At 73.0% G+C, this 2,298-nt stretch carries 3 protein-coding genes; 2 read left to right on the top strand and 1 reads right to left on the bottom strand.

Annotated elements, in window-relative coordinates:
• Positions 1–99 precede the first annotated feature (99 nt).
• Entirely contained in the window at positions 100–732 is a 633-nt protein-coding gene (locus G6028_RS12270; protein ID WP_182645430.1) for a class I SAM-dependent methyltransferase, read from the bottom strand.
• 61 nt (positions 733–793) lie between these two features.
• On the opposite strand from G6028_RS12270, the gene G6028_RS12275 reads away from it, so the two are divergent.
• Both G6028_RS12275 and G6028_RS12280 read left to right on the top strand, forming a co-directional pair.
• Positions 794–1,465: a PIG-L family deacetylase gene (locus G6028_RS12275; RefSeq protein WP_182659032.1), complete on the top strand. Its 672-nt coding sequence runs from the start codon at positions 794–796 to the stop codon at positions 1,463–1,465.
• A 151-nt stretch (positions 1,466–1,616) separates the two neighbouring features.
• Positions 1,617–2,228 (top strand): class I SAM-dependent methyltransferase, encoded by a 612-nt coding sequence (locus G6028_RS12280; RefSeq protein ID WP_179523659.1) that lies wholly within the window; start codon positions 1,617–1,619, stop codon positions 2,226–2,228.
• Positions 2,229–2,298: the final 70 nt, after the last annotated feature.

The following is a 2,298-nucleotide window of genomic DNA, read 5'->3' on the forward strand; positions in this document are numbered from 1 at the left end:
GGGGGTGTGCCGACGGGACGCGTGCCGACGAGGCGTGTGCGGTTCCCGCCCGCGGGGACGGCGCAGACGGCGCGGACGACGCGGGGGCCGGGCGTCTGGTCACCGACGCCGCGCCGAACCGCTGAGCATCGGAGTCAGCGGGAGCACCGGCGGGAACGGTCGGGTCCTGAGTCCGGAGACGTCGAACCCGGCCTCGGAGAGCGTCTGCCCGGTGTCCCGGTTCGGGCGACATCCCCCGCCGAGCCGGCTCCACACCGGCGTGATCCGGTCGGCCACCCGCCCGAGTCGTCCCGCCGCCCGGACGTGTTCGAGCAGTCGTAGTTCTCCCCCGGGAGCGAGTACCCGGTCCGCCTCGGCCAGGGCCGCCGGGACGTCGGGGACAGTGCACAGGACGAGCCCGAAGACCACCGCGTCGGCCTCGCCGTCCGCGAGTGGCAGCGCCTCCGCCACGGAATCCACCACCTCGACCGGCACCGACGCACGGGCCGCATAGCGCCGCGCGTGGGCACGGAGGTGCGGGTCCGGTTCGATCGCCACCACCCTCGTGACCTCCGGTGGGTAGTGCTGGAACGTCACGCCACTGCCCGCGCCCACCTCCACGACCGTCCCCGACAGTCCGTCCACCAACCGGCGCCGGGCCCTGGCCAGTCCGACCCTCTCGAGCACCGGGCCGGCCGCGACCCAGACCCGCGCGAAGAGCGAGACGTCCGACCGTTCGCGAGCAACACCCATGAGGCGATACGGTACCGGGTATCGAGAAGTTCCGGAGCCGCTCGAGGAAAGGAACGCGGAGATGACCGAGACGACCGCACTCCCACGCTGGGGTTCAGTTCTGGCCGTGGTCGCCCACCCCGACGACGAGTCGTTCGGCCTCGGCGCCGTGCTGTCGACCTTCGCCGACGGCGGCGCGGGCGTGGACGTCCTCTGCCTGACCAGGGGCGAGGCCTCCACGCTCCACGGCGTCGAGGGCGACCTCTCACGGATCCGGGAATACGAACTACGCGCCGCGGCGGACGCCCTCGGGGCGAGGCGGGTCACGTTGCGCGACCTGCCCGACGGTGGCCTGGCGGGCCTCGAGTCGTCCGTGCTCGACGACGAGGTCGAGCGTGCACTGGAATGGACCCGGCCCGAGGGCCTCGTCGTCTTCGACTCCACCGGGATCAGCGGTCACCCGGACCACGTGGCGGCCACCGCCGCGGCCACCAGGGTGGCCGACCGGCACGGACTCCCCGTGGTGGCGTGGACCCTCCCGGAGGAGATCTGCGGGAGACTCGCGGCCGAGGGATACGCCGGATTCCTCGGGCGGACCGGCGACGAGATCGACCTGCTGCTGACCGTCGACCGCACGGCGCAACTCGCCGCCGTGGAGTGTCACCCCAGCCAGGCCGTGCCGGGCAGCGTCCTGTGGAGGAGACTGGAGCTGCAGGGCGACGACGAACACCTGCGGTGGCTCCGGCGCCCGTGAATCGAGTCGCCCCCGCCGCCCCGGCCACACCCGGGTGCAGCACCGACGAGACGCGGCGCCACGCAGAATTCCATTGATCAGAAGCAGTATCCCCAGAAGCAGTACCACCCAGAAGCAGCATCGAGAAGCAGTACCGAAAGGACCGCCGCACGTGGACGCCTCCGACTGGAACGCCCGATACCTCGCCCAGCCCGACGTGTGGGGCACCACCCCCGCAGCACGCATCGTCGCGGAGGTGACGGGCGCCGAGGACGCCGGTCTGCCCGTGGACACCGCCGTGGACCTGGCGTGCGGCGACGGCAGGCACGCGCGATGGTTGGCCGCACACGGGTGGCAGGTCTCGGCGGTCGACTTCTCCGAGGTCGCGATCGACCAGGCCCGCGCCAAGGACTCCGACGACGGCCGCAGCGGCAGCGTCGACTGGGTGGTCGGCGACGCCACCACCTGGTCACCGGAGGAGTCCGTGGACCTCGTCGTCATCGGGTTCCTCCACCTCGAGATGGAGAGCCTCACCCGCGTCCTGCGCAACGCCGGCGGATGGCTGCGCCCCGGCGGGCACCTGGTGTACCTCGGGCACGCCGCCGAGAACCTGCGTCGCGGCGTCGGCGGGCCGCAGGACCCGACGGTGCTCCCCGGGATCGCGGACCTGGCCCTCGGCGCCCAGGGGCTCGAGGTGGTCTCGCTGCGCCACGACCTGAGGCCGGCGGGGAAGGCGACCGCGGTCGACGTGCTCCTCCACGCCAGGTCGTGGGTCGACAGGTGAGCCGGGAACGTGGGGACTCCGGGGCACCCGGGGGCACCGCGAACACCGGGGATACCGGGGATACCGCTGC

It is taken from the genome of Dietzia cercidiphylli (assembly GCF_014145145.1).
In the GTDB taxonomy this organism is placed as follows: domain Bacteria; phylum Actinomycetota; class Actinomycetes; order Mycobacteriales; family Mycobacteriaceae; genus Dietzia; species Dietzia natronolimnaea.

What these genes read in the sequence shown, in the direction of transcription:
- G6028_RS12270 (WP_182645430.1), bottom strand. Translation starts at nt 732, where the DNA reads ATGGGTGTTGCTCGCGAACGGTCGGACGTCTCGCTCTTCGCGCGGGTC.
- G6028_RS12275 (WP_182659032.1), top strand. Translation starts at nt 794, where the DNA reads ATGACCGAGACGACCGCACTCCCACGCTGGGGTTCAGTTCTGGCCGTG.